Consider the following 1,473-nt stretch of genomic DNA (forward strand, 5'->3'; position numbering starts at 1 on the left):
CGTTCACCCTCACCGAGGGGCAGCGGCGGGTCTCCGCCGACATCTTCGCCGACCTGGCCACCGACCACCCCATGCACCGGCTGCTCCAGGGCGAGGTCGGCTCCGGCAAGACGCTCGTGGCGCTGCGCGCGATGCTCGCCGTCGTGGACGCCGGCGGGCAGGCCGCGCTGCTCGCGCCGACCGAGGTGCTGGCGCAGCAGCACCACCGGTCGATCACCGAGATGATGGGCGAGCTGGCCGAGGCCGGCCTGCTGGGCGGCGCGGAGCACGGCACCAAGGTCGAGCTGCTCACCGGCTCCTCCGGCGCGGCGGCGCGCCGTAAGGCACTGCTCGACCTGGCCACCGGCGAGGCCGGGATCGTCGTCGGGACGCACGCGCTGATCGAGGACAAGGTGCAGTTCCACGACCTGGGCCTGGTCGTCGTCGACGAGCAGCACCGCTTCGGCGTCGAGCAGCGGGACGCGCTGCGCGCGAAGGGCAACCGCGGGGACGACAAGCGCACGCCGCACCTGCTGGTCATGACCGCCACCCCCATCCCCCGCACGGTCGCGATGACTGTCTTCGGCGACCTGGAGACCTCCGTGCTCGACCAACTCCCGGCCGGGCGCTCGCCGATCGCCAGCCACGTCGTGCCGGCGGCCGACAAGCCGCACTTCCTCTCCCGGGCCTGGGAGCGGGTGCGCGAGGAGGTCGAGGGCGGCCACCAGGCGTACGTCGTCTGCCCGCGCATCGGGGACTCCGCGGAGGAGGCGGAGACCAAGGGCGCGCAGACCGGCAAGGGAAGCAAGAAGGGCGCGGCGCAGGCACCGTCGCCGGAGGACGAGGCGGAGAAGCGGCCGCCGCTGGCCGTCCTCGACGTCGCCGCCCAGCTCTCCGCCGCCCCCGGGGCGCCGCTGGCGGGGCTGAGGGTCGAGGTGCTGCACGGGCGGATGCCGCCGGACGCCAAGGACGACGTGATGCGCCGGTTCGCCACCGGCGACGTGGACGTGCTGGTCGCCACGACCGTCATCGAGGTCGGCGTCGACGTCCCCAACGCCACCGGCATGGTCATCATGGACGCCGACCGCTTCGGCGTCTCCCAGCTGCACCAGCTGCGCGGCCGGGTCGGCCGCGGGTCGGCCGCCGGGCTGTGCCTGCTGGTCACCGAGATGCCGGAGGGCACCCCGGCCAGGACCCGGCTGGACGCGGTCGCCGCCACGCAGGACGGCTTCCGGCTCTCCCGTATCGACCTGGAGCAGCGCCGCGAGGGCGACGTGCTGGGGCAGGCGCAGTCCGGGGCGCGCTCCAGCCTGAAGATGCTCGCGGTGATCGACGACGAGGACGTCATCGCCGAGGCCCGGGACGCCGCGGCGGCGATCGTGGCGCAGGACCCGGAGCTGGCCCCGTACCCGGAGCTGCGCGGGGCGCTGGCGAGCCTGCTGGACGACGAGCGGGAGCAGTTCCTCGACAAGGGCTGAGGCACGTCTGGACGCG

1 protein-coding gene is annotated in these 1,473 nt (G+C 74.5%); it reads left to right on the forward strand.

Translation table 11 applies throughout. From position 1 onward, the window contains the following. A partial coding sequence (locus tag H5J30_RS32910) for an ATP-dependent DNA helicase RecG (RefSeq protein ID WP_181791347.1) occupies positions 1–1,457 on the forward strand: 1,457 nt, incomplete at its 5' end. Between the last annotated feature and the right edge of the window lie 16 nt (positions 1,458–1,473).

Origin of the sequence: Streptomyces phytophilus (assembly GCF_013870535.1) — a bacterium.
GTDB lineage: Bacteria > Actinomycetota > Actinomycetes > Streptomycetales > Streptomycetaceae > Streptomyces > Streptomyces phytophilus.